Source organism: Novosphingobium sp. PhB57 (assembly GCF_004342985.1).
Taxonomy (GTDB): Bacteria; Pseudomonadota; Alphaproteobacteria; order Sphingomonadales; family Sphingomonadaceae; genus Novosphingobium.
Genome location: NZ_SMBO01000006.1, coordinates 471,499 through 490,947, shown reverse-complemented (window position 1 = coordinate 490,947; position 19,449 = coordinate 471,499). Strand labels below are relative to the sequence as shown.

20 protein-coding genes and 1 tRNA gene are annotated in these 19,449 nt (G+C 64.6%); 9 read left to right on the top strand and 12 right to left on the bottom strand.

The features are described from left to right. Positions 1 to 400 precede the first annotated feature (400 nt). Together EDF58_RS19970 and traA are read right to left on the bottom strand one after the other, a co-directional pair. A complete protein-coding gene (locus EDF58_RS19970; protein ID WP_132268694.1) occupies positions 401 to 1,099 on the bottom strand; it encodes a DUF6118 family protein in 699 nt (232 codons plus the stop codon). Between the two features lie 9 nt (positions 1,100 to 1,108). Beyond that, positions 1,109 to 3,934 (bottom strand): Ti-type conjugative transfer relaxase TraA, encoded by a 2,826-nt coding sequence (traA, locus tag EDF58_RS19965; protein WP_132268693.1) that lies wholly within the window; start codon positions 3,932 to 3,934, stop codon positions 1,109 to 1,111. Between the two features lie 171 nt (positions 3,935 to 4,105). Between traA and EDF58_RS19960 the strand changes: the two genes are divergently transcribed. The 5 genes from EDF58_RS19960 to EDF58_RS19940 all read left to right on the top strand — a co-directional run bounded on the left by EDF58_RS19960 (position 4,106) and on the right by EDF58_RS19940 (position 6,636). Continuing rightward, positions 4,106 to 4,432, top strand: a complete 327-nt coding sequence (locus EDF58_RS19960) for a conjugal transfer protein TraD (protein ID WP_132268691.1) — start codon at positions 4,106 to 4,108, stop codon at positions 4,430 to 4,432. Positions 4,433 to 4,448: 16 nt separating this feature from the next. Continuing rightward, a complete protein-coding gene (locus EDF58_RS19955) occupies positions 4,449 to 4,661 on the top strand; it encodes a conjugal transfer protein TraD (protein ID WP_132268689.1) in 213 nt (70 codons plus the stop codon). A 194-nt stretch (positions 4,662 to 4,855) separates the two neighbouring features. After that, positions 4,856 to 5,140 (top strand): excalibur calcium-binding domain-containing protein, encoded by a 285-nt coding sequence (locus EDF58_RS19950; protein WP_207913053.1) that lies wholly within the window; start codon positions 4,856 to 4,858, stop codon positions 5,138 to 5,140. Positions 5,141 to 5,485: 345 nt separating this feature from the next. Beyond that, complete coding sequence (locus EDF58_RS19945) at positions 5,486 to 6,067, top strand: hypothetical protein (protein WP_132268686.1); 582 nt, start codon at positions 5,486 to 5,488, stop codon at positions 6,065 to 6,067. A gap of 350 nt (positions 6,068 to 6,417) precedes the next feature. Then, the gene (locus EDF58_RS19940) at positions 6,418 to 6,636 is read left to right on the top strand and encodes an AlpA family phage regulatory protein (RefSeq protein WP_132268685.1); all 219 of its coding nucleotides are present in this window, start codon (positions 6,418 to 6,420) and stop codon (positions 6,634 to 6,636) included. Positions 6,637 to 6,700: 64 nt separating this feature from the next. Here EDF58_RS19940 and EDF58_RS19935 read toward each other — a convergent pair whose 3' ends face one another. The 6 genes from EDF58_RS19935 to EDF58_RS19910 all read right to left on the bottom strand — a co-directional run bounded on the left by EDF58_RS19935 (position 6,701) and on the right by EDF58_RS19910 (position 11,152). Further along, positions 6,701 to 6,985, bottom strand: a complete 285-nt coding sequence (locus EDF58_RS19935; RefSeq protein WP_132268683.1) for a sigma factor-like helix-turn-helix DNA-binding protein — start codon at positions 6,983 to 6,985, stop codon at positions 6,701 to 6,703. Further along, the gene (locus tag EDF58_RS19930; RefSeq protein ID WP_132268681.1) at positions 6,982 to 7,869 is read right to left on the bottom strand and encodes a zincin-like metallopeptidase domain-containing protein; all 888 of its coding nucleotides are present in this window, start codon (positions 7,867 to 7,869) and stop codon (positions 6,982 to 6,984) included. The genes EDF58_RS19935 and EDF58_RS19930 overlap by 4 nt, the downstream gene beginning before the upstream one ends. A 742-nt stretch (positions 7,870 to 8,611) precedes the next feature. After that, positions 8,612 to 9,202 carry a PIN domain-containing protein gene (locus EDF58_RS19925; protein WP_132268680.1) on the bottom strand — a complete coding sequence of 197 codons (591 nt, stop codon included), beginning with the start codon at positions 9,200 to 9,202 and terminating at the stop codon, positions 8,612 to 8,614. A 2-nt stretch (positions 9,203 to 9,204) separates the two neighbouring features. Further along, the gene (locus EDF58_RS19920; RefSeq protein WP_132268678.1) at positions 9,205 to 9,660 is read right to left on the bottom strand and encodes a helix-turn-helix domain-containing protein; all 456 of its coding nucleotides are present in this window, start codon (positions 9,658 to 9,660) and stop codon (positions 9,205 to 9,207) included. A gap of 115 nt (positions 9,661 to 9,775) precedes the next feature. Next, positions 9,776 to 10,918: a tyrosine-type recombinase/integrase gene (locus tag EDF58_RS19915; RefSeq protein WP_279388335.1), complete on the bottom strand. Its 1,143-nt coding sequence runs from the start codon at positions 10,916 to 10,918 to the stop codon at positions 9,776 to 9,778. 144 nt (positions 10,919 to 11,062) lie between these two features. Continuing rightward, positions 11,063 to 11,152 (bottom strand) — tRNA-Ser (locus EDF58_RS19910). A gap of 152 nt (positions 11,153 to 11,304) precedes the next feature. On the opposite strand from EDF58_RS19910, the gene hspQ reads away from it, so the two are divergent. Then, positions 11,305 to 11,685: a heat shock protein HspQ gene (gene hspQ, locus EDF58_RS19905; protein WP_132268793.1), complete on the top strand. Its 381-nt coding sequence runs from the start codon at positions 11,305 to 11,307 to the stop codon at positions 11,683 to 11,685. Positions 11,686 to 11,773: 88 nt separating this feature from the next. Here hspQ and EDF58_RS19900 read toward each other — a convergent pair whose 3' ends face one another. Further along, entirely contained in the window at positions 11,774 to 12,664 is an 891-nt protein-coding gene (locus EDF58_RS19900; RefSeq protein WP_132268674.1) for an ABC transporter permease, read from the bottom strand. 93 nt (positions 12,665 to 12,757) lie between these two features. On the opposite strand from EDF58_RS19900, the gene EDF58_RS19895 reads away from it, so the two are divergent. From EDF58_RS19895 to EDF58_RS19885, 3 genes are all read left to right on the top strand, one after another. Beyond that, on the top strand, positions 12,758 to 13,462 hold the full coding sequence (locus EDF58_RS19895) for a GcrA family cell cycle regulator (RefSeq protein WP_132268672.1): 705 nt from the start codon (positions 12,758 to 12,760) through the stop codon (positions 13,460 to 13,462). A gap of 106 nt (positions 13,463 to 13,568) precedes the next feature. Beyond that, entirely contained in the window at positions 13,569 to 14,186 is a 618-nt protein-coding gene (locus tag EDF58_RS19890) for a peptidylprolyl isomerase (RefSeq protein WP_243654391.1), read from the top strand. Positions 14,187 to 14,689: 503 nt separating this feature from the next. Beyond that, positions 14,690 to 14,887, top strand: a complete 198-nt coding sequence (locus tag EDF58_RS19885) for a hypothetical protein (protein ID WP_207913052.1) — start codon at positions 14,690 to 14,692, stop codon at positions 14,885 to 14,887. 196 nt (positions 14,888 to 15,083) lie between these two features. On the opposite strand, the gene EDF58_RS19880 is transcribed toward EDF58_RS19885, so the two are convergent. The 3 genes from EDF58_RS19880 to flhA all read right to left on the bottom strand — a co-directional run bounded on the left by EDF58_RS19880 (position 15,084) and on the right by flhA (position 19,426). Beyond that, on the bottom strand, positions 15,084 to 15,758 hold the full coding sequence (locus EDF58_RS19880; protein WP_132268667.1) for a flagellar hook capping FlgD N-terminal domain-containing protein: 675 nt from the start codon (positions 15,756 to 15,758) through the stop codon (positions 15,084 to 15,086). 12 nt (positions 15,759 to 15,770) lie between these two features. Continuing rightward, positions 15,771 to 17,219 carry a flagellar hook-length control protein FliK gene (locus EDF58_RS19875; RefSeq protein WP_165921490.1) on the bottom strand — a complete coding sequence of 483 codons (1,449 nt, stop codon included), beginning with the start codon at positions 17,217 to 17,219 and terminating at the stop codon, positions 15,771 to 15,773. A 107-nt stretch (positions 17,220 to 17,326) separates the two neighbouring features. Then, positions 17,327 to 19,426 (bottom strand): flagellar biosynthesis protein FlhA, encoded by a 2,100-nt coding sequence (flhA, locus tag EDF58_RS19870; protein WP_132268663.1) that lies wholly within the window; start codon positions 19,424 to 19,426, stop codon positions 17,327 to 17,329. Between the last annotated feature and the right edge of the window lie 23 nt (positions 19,427 to 19,449).

The window sequence follows — 19,449 nt, the reverse complement described above, 5'->3', positions numbered from 1 at the left end:
AGCTCGTGAGGTATCGCCGGTTCTTTGCGTCGTGACATAGTGGGACTCCTTGTTACCCATTATGCCTGCCCACACACGGAATTCCTGACAGTCCCGGCTAGGGCTTCGGCACCCAGCTAAGAGCTACGCGCGAACTTGCGTCAGGGGGTTCCGGAAACTCCACAGTGTGTCCGGTCGCATCGACCAGTTCCTTTACGATGGCCAGCGCTCCCGCGATTACCCCATGTTCGTGCTCTGGTCGCGACCTGCCCCTATACGGGTCCCCCCGGCCCTTCTGTCTCTCAATTGGCGTTTGAGCATCCCAACAACATAGGCAGCTGGCGCCCGCGTGCGTCGATCTCTGGGAGCGATAAACTTACGTCCATGCCCAAGGCGGATTCGTTTGTTTAAAGCCAATCCGTCACTTCGACCTGCGCCGGTCACGACCTCTAGCACCCTCGTTCTTGCCACGCCCCGCCTCTGGCTTCTCTCTCTTCCCAACCTCGGCGCTCTTGTCCTCCAGCGATTGCAAGGCAGCCTTAACCTTCGACCACCTCTCTGCATCCGAAACCTCCAACAGACGTTCGCCAGCTGCCCAGCGGTCCCGGTTAAGGATGTCCGCGGCCCGCTGCTCCGGCCACTGCCAACTCTCGGGCATCTGACGGTCGATCATGGGCGGAACGATACTCCCAAGCACGACGCCTGAGACAAGGGCAACGCCAGCGGCAATCATGAGCCACTTGAACTGCCTCTGTTCCTCCAGCGCAGAACCAACGACCCTGCTGATTGATTTCGTCGCAGCATTCAGTTGTGTCTGGGCTTGATGCCAAGCGGCATGATCTGCCTGACGCCCATTCCTTCCTGCCGCCTCGATTTCGGCCGCGATCTTCTCCGGCGTCAGCGCCATCGCCGGTTTCTGCATCAGCTGGTCAACAAAATCCCGCACGGCTTCAAACCGCGCATCGATCCGTGCCAGTTCGGGGCTGTAGTCGCGTCCGTGCACCTCCTGGAATTTGACGGCGAGGCCGTCGATGGCAGCGGTAAGTCCTGCCAGGCGCTGGCCCATGACTTCAAACGCAGCGGCAGGATCGAGCTCTTCGGGGGTCTGGTTCTGGGGCATCCAGCCAGCCTAAAGCCCGAGGCCGCGCGAACGCCAGCGGTCTACCCAACCCTGGATTTCCTGAGATAGCGATTTTTTCTCAAAGGATCCGAAGCCCATTTCGGCGCCGCGCTTGCGCAGCCGCGACTCGAGCTCAGGGTCGCGGTGAAGGCTTTTGGTGAGGTGATCGATTCGCGCCATGGCCTGCTCTTCGCCGCGCGCGTTGCCCATCTTCTGCATGCGCATGAACTGCCGGGTCTGGGTCTGCCATTCATTCACGAAGCGGTCGGCGCGCAGATCGGCCGCGATGCGGATCTCGCTTTCAGCCATCATCGCCTGGATAGCGCGGCGGGTCTGGCCCTTGCCGGCTTCATCGGCAAGTTCAGGCTCTTTCCGGATCGCGGCATAGAGATCGCGCGCACCGTGCTCCTGCACGCGGTCGAGATTGTCGGCCGCCCTGGTCATCTCTTGATGTTGCAGACCAATCGGTTTCAGCCCTTGCTCACGCATCCTGAAGATATCCTGCGCCGCGCGCCCATAGCGCTGTACCGCGATCTCGAGCGGCGCTGCCTGCCGCACCTGCCCGGGCGCTTTCAGCCTGAGCCCGGCGAAGGGGTCGCGCCTCACAGCGATGGCGGGTTCCGGCTCGCGCTTCTTCTCGAAGGCAGGGCCGTAATCGGAGGCCATGTCCTTCGAGCGATCACGGCTGAGCGCGCGCAGCAGCTTCGCGCGATCGGCAAAGTCGTCCTTGCCATAGTGCAGGTCGACCTCCGCCCGGTGGCGCGAGAGCGCCACGTAGGCGCCGTGGCGATCGAGCCCCGGGGTGGCGAGGACCTGTACGCGGTCAACGGTCATGCCCTGCGCCTTGTGGATGGTCGCGGCGTAGCCGTGATCGACATCGGCATAGTCCTTGAGATCGAAGGCGACGGAGCGACCATCGTCAAGCATGACCGCCATGCTGAAGGGCGAGACGCTGCGCAGTGTGCCCAGTGATCCGTTCTTCACGCCCATGCTGCGCTCATTGCGGAAGAACATGACCCGGTCGCCCGCCGCGAAGCTGCGCTCGCCGCGCTCGACCTTGAGCGTCACATCCTCGCCAAGCTCGCCGGCCTTCCGCAGGCGAGCGCGTGCTGCCTGGTTCAGCTCGCCGACTTCGTCGTTGGTATGGGTGAGGATGATCCGGCTGGCTTCGGGATGCGCCCGGCGATCTCGGTTCCATTGCCCGACCAGCGCCTCTCGCGCCGCGTCGCGGGTAGGCGCATGATGGACATGCCCGGCTCGCTCGTAGGCCAGCAGCGCCTCGCCGGTCCGCCCGGTGGCCAGATCGCGCGTGGCCTGACGCTGCCACTCCTCGCCCTGCCGGCGCACTTCCATGATTTCGACGCTGCCGTGCCGCTCGGCAATGCTGCGGAAGGCGGCCCCTGCCTCGATCGCCTGAAGCTGCTCGGGATCGCCGACGAGCACGACCTTGGCGCCGCGCTTTTCCGCCTCGTGGATCACCCGTTCCATCTGCCGGGTGCCGACCATCCCGGCTTCATCAATGACCAGCACTGAGCGATCGCTCAGCAGCTCGCGCTCCTGCCCCCATTGCCGCTCCAGGCTGGCGATGGTGCGGCTGGCAATTCCCGAACCGCTTTCGAGGTTCTCGGCTGCGATCCCGGAGAGCGCAGCACCGTGCACCTCGTAACCTGCCGAGCGCCAGGCATCGTGCGCCACGCCGAGCATCGCGCTCTTGCCGGTGCCGGCATAGCCGATCACCGAGGAAAGCCCCCGGTTGTTGGTCACCTGCTCGAAGGCGCCGCGCTGCTCGCCTGAGAGGACGAGCCCGCGTGCTTCGGCGCGTGCCAGGGCCTTTTCCTGGATAGCGCGATTGACGCCGTGCCGCCGGCCGGCATCGAGCCTGATGGTGGCATTCGCGAGCCGCCGCTCGGTCTCGATCATCGCGCGGGACGTGAAACGATCCTCACCGCGCCCGTCCTTGCCCAGCGTGACCAGCTCGGGCGAGGAGCGGACCGCCCCCAGCACCTGGTCGAACTGCTCTTTCCCGTCGCTGTGCCGGTGGACGAACCTGGCGAGGTCACGGGTGGTGAAGGTAGCCTGCTGGTGCGTGATGGCATCGATGGCAATTGCAGGATTGGCGAGGATCTTTTCGCCGTTCGACCGCGCGATCGCGTGATGCTCTTCGAGCCGCTCGCTCTTGAGCCCCTGTCCTGCCATGCGCGAGGCAGCAGGGCCGATCTTGTGCTGCGGCTCGAGGTCGATGCCCTGGGCTTCCAGCGAGCGATGATCGATCCGCGCGTCGATATCGAGCTCGGCAAGCCGCTGGTTGACGTGGATCTCCCAGGCTTCGCGCCAATGAGTAAGAAGCTCGGTGCGGTTCCACTCGCGCACCTTGGGCCCGAACCCTTCCTCGGTCACTTCACGCATGCCGAGCATCACATGGGCATGGGGCTTGGGTTGGCCGTCTTCGCCGATATCCCAATGCACATTGAGATCGGCGACCATGCCGCGCGCCACGAACTCACGGCTGACGAAGTCACGCGCCAAACGAATGCCCTCGGCCTGGTCAAGCTCGCGGGGAATGGCGAACTCGACCTCGCGGCACAGCTGCGCGTCCTTGCGTTTCTCGGCCGCCTCGACGTCATTCCAGAGGCGCTCGCGCTCGAGCCACTGTTCGGGGGCGTTCTCGGGCAGCAGGATCTCCGAGTGGACGACACCCGCCTTGTTCGAAAAGTCATGATCGCGCTCAAGCCGTTCATCGTGCAGCCGCGAGGCGGAGCGATAGGCGGCGGCGGCCACGGCCGAAGAGCCGGCGGCGCGGGAAATGACTTTGGCCGAGAAATGGTAGATCGCCATGACGGCATACCATTTACACTGCAAAGAGCGCGTCGGCACGACGTATAAGCGCGCCCTCGAACGATTTCATCGCTCTCGGGAACACGAAATCCCAGAAGATTTCACGCTATTGTTTGGGAATGAGACTCCCGATAACTGAACTGTCCGCCTCCATCAACGAAAGAACGGACAATGCGCAAACCCCGTGACTATGATGCCGAGCTCAAAGCCCTTACCGACAAGGCGCGGCAACTTAAACTTCGCCGGATCACTCAGCTCGGCGAGCTGGTGAATGCAACCGGCGCCGATGCCCTTGCCGCCGAAGTGCTGGCCGGCGCCCTGCTCGAGGCTGCCTCCATGAGCGACGCGGCCAGAAAGGAGGCGTGGCGGGGGCGCGGCGCCGCGTTCTTTTCTGCAGGCGGCAAAACCCCTGGCGCAGGAACTGGCAACAAGCCGCGCGGCGCTGCGGCGCAGCCAGGCAGCACGCAATTGCCTCTCGGCGAGCCGGGCCCGGCATGACCGCCGCGCGTGGCAAGTGAAGCGGCGCGAACGCACCCGCCAGCTCATCGAGCTCGGCGGGCTTGTCGTCAAAGCCGATCTGGTCGAGCTGACCGACGACGACCGTGCGGTGATCCTCGGCCTGCTCGTCGAAGCCGCAGCCAGACTACGCGGACAGGATCGCGAGCAGGCGCTGACGTTGTGGCGGCGGCGCGGGGTTCGGGCCTTTAGCGATCCGTTAGACACTTAGCGGCAAAACCAGGTTCGGCCCCCCGGCTTGCACGCGCGGCCGCGCACACTCGAGGGGCCGAACTGCGGGGTGGAAGACCGATGGCAAAAGACAGGCCGTTTCGAGCGATTCCAATTGAGCACGGCCGGCTTTTTCGAAAGCGCTCTCTTCTCCGGAGACGGCAGGCAACGGTCGGCAAAGTCTGCTCGTGGTTCATGCTCGCTGCGCTCGTAGGCGGAGGCGCTGGGTACCTCAGCCTGCACGCCGGCGACATCGGCAATGCCGCGGCGCGCCTGCTGCCGGAAGGCCGCTCCTCGGCCGCCCCTAATAGCTGGGTCTACTATGCCGATTGCGACGCGGCGCGCGCGGTGGGACATGCGCCGATCCGGACCGGGGAGCCGGGGTACCGCGCCGAGCTCGATGCCGACGGAGACGGCACTGCTTGCGAGCCTTATCGCGGTCATCGTTCGCATCGGCGCAGGATACGCTTTCACTTCTAGCTGGAATGCCGCGACGACGGCCCAGATATCCGTCCGAAGCACGCACAATCTGCGCGATCCAGTCAGTCCTTGGCCTAGGGATTCCCGTCTGTTATCCTGCCAAGGCGCTGCGCAAAGGGCAGCGCCGGGACTGGTAATCCCGCAAGTGAATCGAGCTCGGAAAACATGGTTTTCCGGGGTGCCGTCGCGCATGTCCAAACCTTCGGGTGAAAGGCGGCGGCGCATGTCACTTGCATGTTACCAGCTCCGGCGGCTCCCGCGCGTTAGCGTGCGGGAGTTCGGGACTGGTCCGCATGGTCCTCAGCCTTCCGCCTACCCGCCCTGATGCGGACCCGGAGGTGCTAAATGAACAATCTTGTTCCTGCGACTTCACCCGATGAAATGGCCGCCGTGTCGGCGGCGCTGAACTCCCTGCCGCACGACAATTCCGCGCTCGCCGCGCTGTGGAAGATCTATGGCGCCGAGCCGGTGCGCCTGGTCCGTACGCAGGAGGGCCGCAACCTCAGCCTCGCGCGCTATCACCGTGCCGAAGAATTCATGGGCAGCTTGGCACATGATACGCCCGGTAACTGGCCCGATTTCCTCTACTCGACCGGCATCGTCGTCCAACTCGCGCTGTCCTCGCACCTGCTCGATGTCGGCTTTCCGGACAGCTGGTGCGCGCGGCATATCAGCCTAAATGTCGACCGCTCGCTGGCTTACGCCAACGTTACCGCGTTCGGCTACGATTGCACCGAGACGGCGCGGCTGGTCCAGGTGCTGGCGCCCTATTGGAAATGGAACCGGCGGCACCTCATGAACGGCAAGCATCCTGACGATGGCGGCTTCACTGGGGATCAGGTGCGGACCCTGGTCGGCGGGCTCGTCGATCATGTCTGCCATGTCACCGGCCATGCCCGTTCGCGGCGGCGAACGACACCGTCCTGATCTCGCCCTTGGTGGAGGCGATCGGCGAAGGCCGGAGCTCGGGGCTAGCGGTAGCCCGATGCGATTCGGCGGCCGATCCTCTTCGCGCGAAGGCCAGACCTTCGCGCCAGGGGGCCGCCGAGATGGCATGAGAATGAAATGCGGAAATCACGGCTTTGGCGCGCAAATTTTTTTATGGGGTCGATTCGGGGCACACAAGGTTCTTGCTGGTGCCACCCGGTGAACTGGGGCCCGTTTTTTACCTGTTCCGCGCTGTTCAGCGCTGTTCAGCGCACTTGTAAGCCCGCAGATCTGAGCCAAACTTACTCGTGGCCGGCCAGTCCACTTCACTTAATGCGAGGACATGCCACATGAACATGACACCCCCTGAACGCTTCCTGCGCCTCGATGCCGTGCTCACCCGCACAGGCCTGTCGCGTGCCACCCTCTACCGCAAAATCCAGACCGGGACCTTCCCGGCCCAGGTCCGCCTCGCCGAAAGATGCTGCGACTGGCGCGAGAGCGCCGTCAACGAATGGATGAACAGTCCGATCTCTTATTTGGTCGACGACACCCTGCCGCGCTCCTGAGCCGCAAAGCGTCCAACGTGCAAAAACTTGGGCGCGTCCGCAGCTGCGGACGCGCCCTGATGTCTCACCATCCCTTGCGCTTCTGCCGGTCTCGCGAGCGAATGATCAGGGCCATGGCTCGCCCCACCTCGGTCTGCACGCGCCGGGGACTGATACGCAGCTTTTCGGCAATCTGCTCATAAGTGAGCCTATCGTACCGCAGCATGCCGAACACATTTTTGGGCAGCCAGGGAAGCGAGTAGATTGCCCGCGCCAGCCGGCGCAGTTCCGGATCCTCGTATTCGGAAAAGGCATCCCGCAGGAAAGCCTCGCGAACCCGCTGCTCGATCCTGTAGAGATGCCACCTCATGCCGCGTCCTCCGCAAAGGTGAGGAGGAAATCGGCCGCCTTGCTGGCCGCGCTCGCCGCCCGGAAAATCGCCTTCTCGTCAGCGCGCATGACCTCGAGCCACGTCCCCAGGTAATCGCTATGCCGCACCGTCGGTTGGATACCGAGCGATGCGCAGGAGAACGCCGCCGTCATCTCGGCAACGAGTTCCTCCCTGGCATATTGGGCCGAGCCGAACTTTCCGGACATGTCCCGGTTCAGCCTTGCCTTCCCGCCAGCCCAGTGGCCCATCTCGTGAAGGGCCGTGCGAAACCAGTTGATCGGATCATGGAAGGCGGCCTGCGGCGGGACCTGCACGTAATCCGGCGCCGGTGAATAGAACGCCTCATCGCCGCCGATCCGGAAGTCCGCCCCGCTGGCAGCGATCAGCCTGTCCACCTCGGCAATCTGAATCACCGGATCTGGCACCCCCGGTTCCGTCATCAAGCGCTCGGGCAGCCCCTCCACCTGATCGAGATTGAAGACCACAAAGCGCTTCAGGAACGCGATTGTCCTCGCCTCGCGGTCGCCGGCTGCTGCGTTCTCGGCCTCGTCCTTCGGGGTGAAGCGATCCGCGTAGCACACGACTGTGCCCTTCTCGCCCCGCCGGACATTCCCGCCCGCCGCCACGGCCTGCCGGTAGGTAAGCCAGCGCTGCGACGTGAACTGCCGCTCCGCTGCCTCGCACCACAGGATGAGAATATTGATTCCCGAATAGGCCCGCCCCGATGCCGCATTACACGGCATCATGCAGGGACACCGCGAACTATCCCATGGCTGCACCCAGGGAAGCCTGCCCTCCTCGAGCTCGGCAATGATCCGCGCGGTAACTTCGCCGTAAAGGCTCTGGCGATCTGGCTTGTTCATTTTCTCCTGCTTCCTTTCTCCAACCGCCATTGACCGGCGCCGGGGTGGCGGGGGGCGGCAGGAGCGGACCACAGGCCTCGCCTCGAATGGCGGGGCGCACCCGCAGGGCCGAAATGAAATGGAGGAGGCGGGCAAAGCCCGCCTTGCGGCGCGCCATGGCGGGGCCAAGGGGCCGTGACGCCCCTCGCCAGCCAGGAGCAGGGCAAGCTCCGACGCGCCGAAGGTGCGGAGACCGCTGATGGGACGCGCAAACGCGTCCAGCCCGGGGCGCCAGCGGCGCCCGGAGCGCGTCAGCGATCGTAACGGCTGTGCCGACGAGACGCCAAGGGCGGCTCGGCCCGAGCGTAAGCGGAGGTAGAGCGCGGTCAGGCCGCCGGGCCTGAGACGCCCATGGTCAACCGACATCCCATACGTCGGTGCGATCCCTCCCAGGATGTTAAAGCTCGTGCCGAAAACTAAACGAAAATATCGTTCATGCCGTGGGTGACAGCATTTTTCATTCGCAAAAGCCTTCAGTCGCAACCACAAACTGCGCATGTGATTCGGCCGGTAACCTTCCTCCCTCCGGCTGGTCATCAGGTGCGCTTCGGCGCATTGCGACCCAACGCCTTAACCCGAAATACCCGCCTGGGTGTTTCGGGTTTTTTCGCGGCGTATTTGAGCAAGCAAATCGTAGGTTCCGCGCATTCGCAACAGCGTTTCACTTCTGCTACGTATGGCTTAACAAACTGAATTGAGGACTTTACAGCACGGCGAGGTAAGGTCGAAGCGTGCCTGCCGTCTCGTTGAGACCTACTGCTTCGATTTTAAGCAACAAGGTCTCGGCTGTCAGGGACGGATTCCTGAAACGCTCTCGCATCGACCTAAGCGCGCCGACCGCACGACCAGGATCAAGCTCGATAGTGTCCGCAATGAAAGCGTCCGTGGACTTCGCCTCGATGTTGAGCCCGTTCAGCACCTCGGCGGGAAAGTCCTTGAGGTTGTCCGTCACGATCGTTGCCGCCTGAGCCTTCAGGGCAGCCGCGACCACATGGTGGTCATTTCGATCGGGGATCGATGCACAGGCAGGCTCAAGTGCCTCGTAATCGGTGATGGCCGCTTCCTCGAAAGCGGTCTCCATATTGGCACGCTGACGCTGAGCGATCGCCGCTGCGCCCTCCCGTCCCTTGTCCGCATGGATTCGTTCGAGTGCCACTTCCACTTCGTCGAGGACTCTGGCGGACCATCGAATGCGAAAGAAGCCCGCCTCTGCGAGCGTGAGCAGCATGTTACGCTTGAGGACACCCACAAGCGCACAAGCGTCGACGAATGCCGTATAGCGGTTGGCGAACAAGGCTACAGCAGCTCCGAGTCATTCTCTGCCAGGTTGGCCAACGCAGCGCCGCGGCGTGCGTCGCGCGCCTGCTTGTAGGCGAACAGGTCTTCGGCACGGATGCGGCGGTGCCTCCCCACCAGGACATGGGGGATCGCCTCCTTGTCCAGCAACGAGATCAGATGGGGACGTGACACATTCAGGATGTCAGCCGCCTGCTGTGTCGACAGCATCTGGTGGACCGGCACCAACGTCACGGCATCGCCCCGCCCGATATGACCAAGCAAATCGAGCAGCAAGTGCGACAGCGCCGGAGTAAGAGTCACGTCAACGGGCTGGCGGTCGTCATCAAGCAGGCGCAGGGTTGCGCCGCCGTCGGCGTGGGCGGCGATGATCTGTCGTAACTGGTTCGCCGCCACCTTCTCGCTCGCAGAAGGCAGACGCGCGCCGATCTCCTCGGCGAAGGCTGGGATGGTCATGATTGGGCTCCTCTGCTGCGCGCAAGCATACGATATTCGCAATGAACGCAACAAGCGAAATATACGAAAATCGTAACCGTTCCCATCCAGCCAGTCATTCAGGATGTACTGCGAGCTAGCTGACACAGAATGCGTTCCAGTCTTCCATCATCACCCGGCGCTTCTCGAGGAGGTTGCCTCGGCGATAGGCCGCTTCGGTCTTGCTCTTCACCACGTGGGCAAGCGCCGCCTCCGCAACATCGCTAGGATGCTGGGTTTCCTCGCTTACCCAATCCCGGAACGACGAGCGAAAGCCGTGGGGCGTGTAGGGTTCGCGCATTTCCTTGAGCAGCTTGGAAAGAGTCATGTCGGACAAGGGGGACTTTGGCCGAGATCCGGGGAAGATCAGGGCCGCCTCCCCGAGCCTCAGTTCCAGACACCGCCGTAGAATTTTCAAAGCCCCATCGTTCAGCGGCACCACGTGCTCACGGTTGGCTTTCATGCGCTCCTTGGGAACAGTCCAGAGCTTGGTATCGAAATCGATCTCACTCCATTTTGCCTCCCGCACCTCGCCTGAGCGAGCGGCGGTGAAGATCGCAAACTGCAATGCGAGCCGACTGAACGTTTCGCGCTCGGGCAGCCGGCGCAGGAACGCCGGGACCTTGTCATAGGGCATCGCGGCGAAATGGCCGTCCTTCTTGGGCTGACGCGGAAGCCCCTTGGTGATCGCCCGCATCGGAGCCTCGGTCTCGCGAAATCCCGAGGCATAAGCCCAATCGAGAATGGCGCCGACACGCTGGCGAACACGGCGAGCGGTCTCGGGCTTGGAGAGCCAAATCTCCGAAAGGAGATTGCGAATCATCGGACCTGTGATCTCGCTGACCTGCCGATCACCGATATGTGGGAAGACATAGGCTTCCAATGTGCTGGACCACTGCGCCGCGTGCTTTTCGTTGCGCCAGGTCTTTCCGTTAGCGGCGATCACCTTGGCAGCTGCTTCACGAAAAGTCGGTATGCCCTGAGCCTTGCGGCGTTCGAAAATGGGGTCGAGGCCCATCTCCATCCAGCTTCGGATTTCTCTCGCCATCTCCCTGGCGGTCGCGAGCGAAATTTTCGAAGTGCTGCCGAGACCGAAATCTCGCCGCAGGCCATGCTTCTGTACCCGGCATATCCAGCTCTTTGAACCGCCGGGCTGGACCAAGAGGTACAGGCCTTCGCCGTCGCCCATTCGGCCCGGCCGAGTGGCTGCTCTGACGCTTGTTGCGGACAGTTTTCCCATGCCAAAACCTTCCCACATTTCTTCCCACGAAACCAATCGGACGCCGTGCGATGGAATGGGATGCGGTGGGATGCGAATCAGGCCATAAACCAAGGAAATCCTTGGGTTTATGAGACTAAATCGTGATGTGGTGGGATGGTCTCTTGGCGGAGAGGGTGGGATTCGAACCCACGGTACGGTTTCCCGTACACTGCATTTCGAGTGCAGCGCATTCGACCACTCTGCCACCTCTCCGCTAGAGATGCGATGCAGCGGACAGAGCCGCCGGGTCAGGAAGCGCGCCGATAGCCCGGCTTATCGGACTTGCCAAGCCCCTGTTTTCAAAAAATGGGGATTGTCCACAAGGCTTGCTTGTGGGCAGGCCGCAGGAAACCTATATTTCTCCTATGAACAAGGCGTCATTTTTTTCTCCGACAGCGGGCCGCGTCATCGACGCGCCGCGTGAAACGCGTGCGCGATTCGCGATCGGGGATGTCGTTCGCCACCGGAACCACGACTTCAGGGGTGTGGTTTTCGATATCGATCCTGTCTTCGCCAACAGCGATGAATGGTACGAGTCCATTCCCCTGAACGTCCGTCCGCGACGCGATCAGCCGTATTACCACCTGCTCGCCGAGAACGAGGATTCCAGCTACGTCGCCTATGTCAGCCAGCAGAACCTGATCACGGATTCCGATGGCGGCCCGGTGGACCACCCCTCGCTCTCGCAGATCTTCGATGACTTCGACAACGGCCGCTATCACTTGCGGCGCGGGCTGACGCATTGAGGGCCTGACGGGCCGTCTCTCCAGACGCAGAAAACCCCGGCCGGAGGGTCCGACCGGGGTTTTTCGAAGACTTTGAAGTGCCGGACGGTCAGCCCTTGATCTTCCAGCCCGACCGCAGGACCATGTAGACGATCGCCGCCAGGACCGCGTCGAGCAGGCCCATGCCCAGCGCGCTGTGCAGCACTGCCATGTTGGTGTCGCCAATGTCGCTGACACCCAGGAAGCCGAAGCGGAAGCCCGAGATCACATAGAAGAACGGGTTGAGACGGCTGACCACCTGGAAGGCGGGGGCCAGGTTGTCGATCACGTAGAACGTGCCGGACAGCAGCGAGAGCGGGGCGATCACGAAATTGGTGACGGCCGCGTTGTGGTCGAACTTCTCGGCCCAGATCGAGGACAGCAGGCCCAGCAGCGAGAGGAAGATCGAGCCGGTGAGGCCGAACCATACGACAGCCCAGGGGTGCGCCATGGACAAGTCGACGCCGGGCCACAGCATCATCGCCGCGGTCAGCGCCAGGCCGACGAGCAAGGCGCGGGTCACGGCGGCGCCGGTCATGGCCAGCATCAGTTCGCCTTCGGTCAGCGGCGGCATCAGGTAGTCGATGATGGTGCCCTGGATCTTCCCGGCCAGGAACGAGAAGCTGGCATTGGCGAAGGCGTTCTGCATCATCCCCATGACGATGAGGCCCGGTGCCACGAAAGTGGCGAAGTTGACGCCGAGCACTTCCCGGCCTCCGCGCCCCAGCGCGACCGTGAAGATGACGAGGAACAGCATCGTCGTGATCGCCGGTGCCCAGATCGTCTGGGTCTGGACCTTGAAGAAGCGCCGCACCTCCTTCATATAAAGCGTCTTGAGCCCCTCCCAGTTCACCTGGTGGATCAGGGCTTCTCCCTTCGCCGGGAAATGGCGCGCCGAAATTGCGGCGGGCGCGATCCCGTCGGACGTCGGCAGTTCGGTCGAATTCGTTTGATCGGGCATGGACCGGCGAGTATCGGCTGCGGCTTTCCAAGGCAAGCCGCGCCACGGAATTTTGGCGATTCTCAGGTCGCCCGATGAAGAGATGGAACACGAATGAGCTGGACGGACGAGCGGATCGAGAAGCTGACCAAGATGTGGGAAGGTGGTGCCACCGCCAGCCAGATCGCGGACGAGCTTGGCGGCGTGAGCCGCAATGCAGTGATCGGCAAGGCCCACCGCCTCGGCCTCAAGGCACGCCCTTCGCCGGTGAAGGCCAACGAGAAGCCCGCGCGCCCGGCGCCGGCCCCCAAGAAGCCGAAGCCGGTGGAAGCAGCGCCCGCTGCGCCCGAGCCTCAGGCCGAAGCCCCGGTGGTGCGCGCTGCTGCGCCGCAGCCGGCCGCCGCGCCTGCTCCGCGCGCGCCGGAACCCGCCGCGCCGCCGGTTGCCGCCGACGATGCCGCTCCCGCACCTGCCCCCAAGGGGCCGCGCGTGGTCTCGGTCGGCCCTGGCGGCTTCCTGCGTCAGGGCCCTGGCGACCAGCAGCAGCCGATCCCGCCGGCGCCGCCGCGCCGCCTGGTGCCGGCCAAGCCGAGCGCGGAGATCGCCGACAAGACCAGCCTGCTCGACCTCAACGACCGCGTCTGCCGTTGGCCGATGGGTCACCCGGGCGAGCCCGACTTCCACTTCTGCGGAGACAAGGTGAACCCCGGGTTCCCTTATTGCGTCGAGCACTGCGGCCGGGCCTATCAGGCCCAGCTGCCGCGCGGCGCGCGCCGTCCCCCTCCGCCCCTGCCCTTCGGCGGCCCGCGGGTACGCTGATCCGATGATGAAGGCGCGGCCCGTGAACCCGGCATTCCGGCTCCTGGCCGCGCCTCTTTCCGCAAGGGCATCGCTCGCCCTTGTAGCCGCCTTCGCGGCGGGTGCCATGGTTCCCCCTGCCCTGGCCCAGGAAGCGCCGATCGCCGCGCCGCCCGTGGCAGCAGCGCCTGTCGAGCATGTCTATGTGGCACTCACCACGAGCGCGGGCGTCATCGTGCTGGATCTCGACAAGACCCACGCCCCGCTGACCGTCGCCAATTTCCTGAAATACGTAGACAGCAAGCGCTTTGACGGCGCGAACTTCTACCGTGCCATGCACATCGACTGGGGCGACCAGCCCAACGGGCTGCTGCAGGGCGGGCTTCAGGGCGTCAATGTCCTGCCGCCCGTCGCCCATGAACCGACCAACATAACCGGCATCAGCCACAAGGCCGGGACGATCTCCATGGCCCGCTTTGCGCCGGGCAGCGCCACCGCCGATTTCACCATCATGCTGGGGGACATACCTTCCCTCGACGCCAAGCCGGATTCCGACAACCCGGACACCCGCGCCGGCTTCGCCGCTTTCGGCCACGTCGTCTCGGGCATGGACGTGGTGCGCAAGATCTGGGACGAGCCGCGCTCCGCCACCAAGGGTGACGGTGTGATGAAGGGCCAGATGCTGGAGCCGATGGTGAAAATCGTCAGCGCCCGCCGCCTCGCAGGCCCGCCGACGGCCCCCTGAAGGCAGGAAAGGCTCCTGCGGGAGCCTTGTGAAGGCTTCCCACCTTCCGATTACCAAGAATTCACCGCCTCGCGGAGCGTTAGCTGCTATGCGCAACGCCGCCCTCGCACGCCCCCTCGGCGAATCGATTATCTTGTAATTTCAACGTCGCATCACACCGCTATCGCTCTCGGAATCTCGCCGGTTTTCCGCGGTAAGAGATGATTTACTTTAATTCCGATCGAATACGGGAAATCCCTTAGTTGGTCCTGTCGACCCCTACAGCCATTGCTCTGGCGGGGGTTGTGGAATTCCCTCTCAGGTCCGGGGGCACGGACTGCATCTATTCGGTTCGCTGTACTATTGAGAGTGCGATGGTAGAAAATTTACCTTGGAATTGCGCCGGCGAGGCCGGTCCAAATGTCGTTTCGCACGAAGAGTTCTGGTTCTCGCTGAAACTGAGGGTTGATTCAACTTCTCAGCTTTGGCAGGCGGCCGCGCTTCGCTGCATGAGCCATGCGGACATGTCCTATGAGGACGTGGACGAACTGATCGGCCCGATCGAGGATCCCTCGATCGCCGATTGCCTGATGATCCTGGCGCTGCCGGACCGTATTCCGGGCTGCACGCGGCTGGACGTGGCCCTTCAGGCCTCGGAAAGCCCCAGCCTAGCGGCCACGATCGGCAGCAGCGATTGTCGCTCCACGGTGGGCCAGGCCTGAACCGGAGCACTCGATCCCACTGCGTCGGATCGAGTGCTTCAGGTTTCCGGTTTGTCGCGGTTTTCCGGGGCATCGGGTCATTCCACTTGATGGGAAAGGCTTTGGCCGGTCGAACGAAGAACACCCCTGAACCGCGTGGTTCAGGGGTGTTCTTCTTTTACGGACCGGGGCGCCGTGAAGCCCCGGTGGGAAGGCCTCAGTTGTCGATATTGGTCCCGGCCGCGGCAATCGCGACGAGGCCCGATGCCGACATGCGGATGCCGTTCACGCCGAGCATGATGTTCGTGCCGTCCGTCACCACGTCGTTGACGATCGCCACCGAGTTGATCGTGGTGTCCAGTGCATTGCCGGCGCTGTCCGTGGCCGTGACCGAGAAGGTATAGGCGCCGTCCGCAGCCTTGCTGCCGTCCGCCTTGGTGCCGTCCCACGAGTAGGAACCCTGCGTTTCGGGATCGAGCGTGACGGTGTTGACGACCGCGCCCGAGGAGTCCTTGATCGTGGCGGTCATCGCGGCGGGCGTGCCGTCCACGTAATAGGTCCAGTGCGCCGGAGCATCGCCGAGACCGGACACCGGGGAATCGAAGCGCGCTTCGCGGCCGATGTAGCTGGAAGCCTGCGACATCTGCTGCGAGGAAAGCTGGCTGAGGATGTCCTTGAGCGAGCCGGTCTGCTGGATCGACTGTTCCACCTGCGAATACTGCACGAGCTGCTGCGTATATTCCGAAGTGTCCATCGGATCGAGCGGATCCTGGTTCGTCATCTGCGTGGTCAGCAGCTTGAGGAACAAGTTGTAATCGGTCAGCAGGCCCGAAGTGGAGGCCGCGGTCGTGTCGGTCGTCGCGGTGGACGAGGTGCCTGAAACGGTGGTCATTGCTCTTGTGCCTTATGCCATGAGATCGACATGGCCGCTGCTGCGCAGAGGCCGGTAGATCGGGTCGTCGCTCCCGCCGAAGCCGTCGGACAGGCCGCTTTGGGCCTGACGCTGGTTCTGTTCACCCTGCCAGCGCTGCCCGCCGCCCTGCCCGCCAGAGCGGCTGTCGAAGCGCAGGGACTGCCCGTCGGACCGCACGCCGGCATCGGCCAGGGCACGGTTGAGATCGGTGCTTTCGCGGCGCAGCATGTCCAGCGAGGACGCGCTGTCGGCCGAGACCACCGCGCGCAGGACGCCGTCGTGGTCGAATGAGAGCCGCACGTCGATCCGGCCCATGTGGCGCGGGTCGAGGCGGATCAGCAGGTCATCGCTGCCCTTGTCGAGCGCGCGGGCGATCTCGACCCCGATGTCGTTTCCGAACTGCCCCTGCTGCACGGCAACGGTCGCGCTCTGCGGCGCGGCCTGTGCGGTGGGCGCGTAAGGCAGCGCGGCGGGGCGGCTGGCGGCGGCGTTCAGCGTCTGGCTGAACAGCGGTGCGGAAAGATTGCCATCGGGCGTGGCGGCGGCCTGGTCGGGCGCCTGCGCGGTATCGACCGGGCTTGCGGCATTGGCCGCCGCGCCCTGGCTGCGAGCGCCTGCCGGTTCCGCTGCGGCGCGCTCGGCCCCCGCGAACGTCCCGGCATTTCCCGTTTTGGCCAGCTTCACCGAAGCCTTGCCCTCACCGTCGGTGGCGATCTTGGCGGGCTCCCCGGGCACTTCCTCGGACGGCGCCGGCACGGCCTGCGGCGCGACCGCGAGTTGCGGCTGCACCGCCGTCGTCGGCGTCTGCGGGATTTGCGCCTGGGCGGCCGGGATCAATGCGGAAGCGTCGGCGTCGAGGTGCTTCGCCTCCGGGGCATCGGCATCCTCCCCTGCCGGGGCGACATCGCCTGCGGCTTCGCCGGTCTCGCCGGTCGGGGCCGCATCTGCCGAAGCTGCCGCCTCGGCGACGAGCTGCGGCAGAACTGCCCCGGCTGTCGCGACAGGCGGCTTGATATGGTCGGCTTTCGCCGCGTGGCTCCCATCGGCGGGCCTGGCTCCCGGCGTGGACGTCGCCGGCTTCGCCAGCAGGTTCTCGGCCGGCAAGGCGCCCGCAGCGGCTGCCGCGTCCTGAGCAAGCGTATCGGCGGAAATGACAGGTGCCGGGATCAGCTCGGCAGCAGCCGGTGCCTCGCCCGTCGCTGCCGTTGCTGGCGCGCCTGCCTGGACCGTGCCGGAGGCGGCACCCGCGGGCACCGCCTGCGCTGCGCCGAGCAGCGACTGGAAGGAACCGGTAGCCTGTTCCGCGCTCTTGAAAGCCCCCCCGCCGGCAAGCCCGCCGGCAAGGCTGTCAGCGGCTGCAACTCCGGAGACGGCGGCGGCCGAGGTGCTGCCGCCCGTCGCGGCGGCCATGGGGAACAGGGAATTCACGGAAACCGGCATTAGAGGACGTCTCCCGGCCGACGATCCGCGGCCAACACTTCATCATAGAGGGATTGCAGCCTGCCCGGTCGTGCGATCCTATATTCAGGCCCCTGGCGCGGGACCGCTCAACCGACCGTGCCGAGGCTGCGCAGCCGCGCGCGCGGATGGATCTCGTTCTGCGAGAGCACGACGGTCGCCGGGCGCACGCGCTCGATGATGGAGCGCACGAAGGGCCGCAGCGGCGGACTGGTAAGCAGGCAGGGAATTTCGCCCTGCCCGGCCAACCGGTCGTAAGTGTCGCGGACCGAGGCGATGAACGCCTGGAGCTGCGAAGGCGCCATGGCCAGGTGGCGGTCGTCGCCGAGGCCGACGATGGCCTCGCCGAACGCCTCGTCCCATTCGCCGCCAAGCGTGACGATGGGGATTGCGCCGTCGAAGGTCTGCTGCGCCGAAATCTGGCGGGCCAGGCGCGCGCGGACATGTTCGGTCACTTGCGTCAGGTTGCCGGTCATCGCCGTCGCCTCGGCCACGCCTTCGAGGATCGTGGGCACGTCGCGGATCGAGATGCCTTCGGCCAGCAGGTTCTGCAGCACGCGCTGCACGCCGGAGATGGAGATCTTGCTGGGGATCAGGTCCGCGATTAGCTTCTCGGTGTCCTTGTGGACTTCGTTCAGCAGCTTCTGCGTCTCGGTATAGGAGAGCAGGTCGGCGATGTTGTCCTTGACGATCTCGGTCAGGTGCGTCGTCACCACGGTGCCGCAGTCCACCACGGTCAGGCCGCGGAAGCCGGCTTCCTGGCGCATGTCGCGGTCGATCCAGAGCGCCGGCAACTGGAAGACCGGCTCCTTGGTGGGCTCGCCGCGAATGCCGATGTCCTGCCCGGCCGCGTTGATCACCAGCAACTTGCCGATGCGCAGTTCGCCGCGCGCGATCTCGGTCTCCTTGACGAAGACGATATATTCGTTCGGCTGAAGCGCCATATTGTCGAGAATGCGGACCGAAGGCAGCACGAAGCCGTAGTCGATCGCCATCTGCCGGCGCAGCGCGCGGACCTGGTCGTCGAGGCGCGGCTCGGCCTGGGAATCGTTGATCAGCGGCAGCAGCCCGTAGCCGAGTTCGATGCGCAGCGCGTCGATGGCCAGCGTGCGCGAGATCGGTTCCTCGGCCTGCGCTTCCATCTGCTGCTGCTGCGCCATCGCCTCCTGCATGCGCTCCTGCGCGGCGCTGGCCTGCGCCTTGCGCGACATCGACCAGGCCATCCATCCGCACATGCCGCCCATCGCGGCAAAGGGAATGAACGGCAGGCCCGGCATCAGCGCCAGAACCGTCATCAGCACGCCGACGATGCCGAAGGCCTTGGGGTAGCGGCCGAGCTGGTCGCCCAGCGCGGCGCCGGTCTTGCCGACGACGCCGCCCTTGGAAACGAGCAGGCCCGCCGCCGTGGAGACGATCAGCGCCGGGATCTGGCTGACAAGGCCGTCGCCCACCGTGAGGATGGTGTATGTGGTGAAAGCCTCGCCGAACGGCACGCCGTGGATGGCAACGCCGATGATCAGGCCGACGACGATGTTGATCGCCGTGATCAGCAGGCCGGCAACGGCATCGCCCTTCACGAACTTAGAGGCACCGTCCATCGCGCCGTAGAAGCCGCTCTCGGCCTCGATCTCGGCGCGGCGCTCACGCGCCTGGCTCTCGGTGATGGTGCCGGCGTTGAGATCGGCGTCGATCGCCATCTGCTTGCCGGGCATGGCATCGAGGCTGAAGCGCGCCGCCACTTCGGCAATGCGGCCCGCGCCCTTGGTGATGACCACGAAGTTGATGACGATCAGGATCGCGAAGATGGTGAGGCCGATGACGGTCTCGCCGCCCATCAGGAACTCGCCGAAGGCCGCGATCACGCCGCCCGCCGCATGATGCCCCTCGTGCCCGTGACCGAGGATCAGGCGGGTCGAGGCCAGGTTGAGGCCCAGGCGCAGCATCGTCACGATCAGCAGGATCGTCGGGAAGCTCGACAGTTGCAGCGGCTTCTCGATGAACAGCGCCGTCATCAGGATCAGCACCGAGGCGGTGATCGACAGGGCCAGGCCCATGTCGAGCATCCAGCCGGGCATCGGCAGGATCAGCATGCCGATAATAGCGCTGACCCCCAGCGCCAGCGCGAGATCGCGGCTGGGGCCGAGGCGGGCCAGGAACTGGTCCAGCCTTGCAGAGACGAGTGCGTTCATCGCTTCACCGGGCTTTCAGGAGG

Coding starts and splice junctions, on each gene's coding strand:
- EDF58_RS19900 (WP_132268674.1), bottom strand. CDS start 12,664: ATGCCCGATCAAACGAATTCGACCGAACTGCCGACGTCCGACGGGATC.
- flhA (WP_132268663.1), bottom strand. CDS start 19,426: ATGAACGCACTCGTCTCTGCAAGGCTGGACCAGTTCCTGGCCCGCCTC.
- EDF58_RS19970 (WP_132268694.1), bottom strand. CDS start 1,099: ATGCCCCAGAACCAGACCCCCGAAGAGCTCGATCCTGCCGCTGCGTTT.
- EDF58_RS19880 (WP_132268667.1), bottom strand. CDS start 15,758: ATGACCACCGTTTCAGGCACCTCGTCCACCGCGACGACCGACACGACC.
- EDF58_RS19915 (WP_279388335.1), bottom strand. CDS start 10,918: ATGGGAAAACTGTCCGCAACAAGCGTCAGAGCAGCCACTCGGCCGGGC.
- EDF58_RS19960 (WP_132268691.1), top strand. CDS start 4,106: ATGCGCAAACCCCGTGACTATGATGCCGAGCTCAAAGCCCTTACCGAC.
- EDF58_RS19930 (WP_132268681.1), bottom strand. CDS start 7,869: ATGAACAAGCCAGATCGCCAGAGCCTTTACGGCGAAGTTACCGCGCGG.
- EDF58_RS19875 (WP_165921490.1), bottom strand. CDS start 17,219: ATGCCGGTTTCCGTGAATTCCCTGTTCCCCATGGCCGCCGCGACGGGC.
- hspQ (WP_132268793.1), top strand. CDS start 11,305: ATGAACAAGGCGTCATTTTTTTCTCCGACAGCGGGCCGCGTCATCGAC.
- EDF58_RS19885 (WP_207913052.1), top strand. CDS start 14,690: ATGTCCTATGAGGACGTGGACGAACTGATCGGCCCGATCGAGGATCCC.
- EDF58_RS19895 (WP_132268672.1), top strand. CDS start 12,758: ATGAGCTGGACGGACGAGCGGATCGAGAAGCTGACCAAGATGTGGGAA.
- EDF58_RS19890 (WP_243654391.1), top strand. CDS start 13,569: ATGGTTCCCCCTGCCCTGGCCCAGGAAGCGCCGATCGCCGCGCCGCCC.
- EDF58_RS19935 (WP_132268683.1), bottom strand. CDS start 6,985: ATGAGGTGGCATCTCTACAGGATCGAGCAGCGGGTTCGCGAGGCTTTC.
- EDF58_RS19940 (WP_132268685.1), top strand. CDS start 6,418: ATGAACATGACACCCCCTGAACGCTTCCTGCGCCTCGATGCCGTGCTC.
- EDF58_RS19920 (WP_132268678.1), bottom strand. CDS start 9,660: ATGACCATCCCAGCCTTCGCCGAGGAGATCGGCGCGCGTCTGCCTTCT.
- EDF58_RS19945 (WP_132268686.1), top strand. CDS start 5,486: ATGAACAATCTTGTTCCTGCGACTTCACCCGATGAAATGGCCGCCGTG.
- EDF58_RS19950 (WP_207913053.1), top strand. CDS start 4,856: ATGCTCGCTGCGCTCGTAGGCGGAGGCGCTGGGTACCTCAGCCTGCAC.
- traA (WP_132268693.1), bottom strand. CDS start 3,934: ATGGCGATCTACCATTTCTCGGCCAAAGTCATTTCCCGCGCCGCCGGC.